Annotated in this window: 1 protein-coding gene and 1 pseudogene; both read right to left on the bottom strand. The window is 36.4% G+C overall.

What is annotated here, in order from left to right:
• Positions 1-227 (bottom strand): ATP-binding cassette domain-containing protein (locus tag RAD16_RS40910; RefSeq protein ID WP_458163678.1); only part of this gene is annotated, 227 nt, incomplete at its 3' end.
• 10 nt (positions 228-237) lie between these two features.
• Positions 238-473, bottom strand: a pseudogene (locus tag RAD16_RS40905) (cysteine ABC transporter permease); the annotation flags it as partial.

Below are 473 nucleotides of genomic sequence, written 5' to 3'. Positions count from 1 at the left end.
ACACTCTTTCCATCAACGCTTTTTGCGGCTTCCATATCCATATATGAAATACTCCCCTTATCAAGAGTTTCCAAAAATGTAGCACATCTTAAAAGTGTTGATTTACCCGAGCCTGACGGACCTATTATTGACACAACCTCCGCCTTATCAACCTTAAGTGATATATCCTTTATAACCTCTGTACCGTCAAAACTCTTTGCTGCATTTTGTATATTTAATATATTCATAACCTCACCTCTATCTGTAATACTCTAATCTTTTTTCAATGCCGTTCATGATGAATTCCACTATGAAATTAAATACATAGTAAATGCAAGCCGCTACCACAAAAGGTACCATACTGGTACTGCTGCTTGCCAAAGCCTTAGCTCTGCTAAACATTTCCAAAACAGATATAGTAAATGCAAGTGAAGTATCCTTTATCAAGGTAATTACCTCATTGGTAATAGACGGGAGTATCCTTTTTATTACCT

This window comes from Bradyrhizobium sp. 18BD (genome assembly GCF_054185225.1).
The sequence above is the reverse complement of the archived record's forward strand: the minus strand, read 5'-3'. Positions and strand labels throughout refer to the sequence as shown.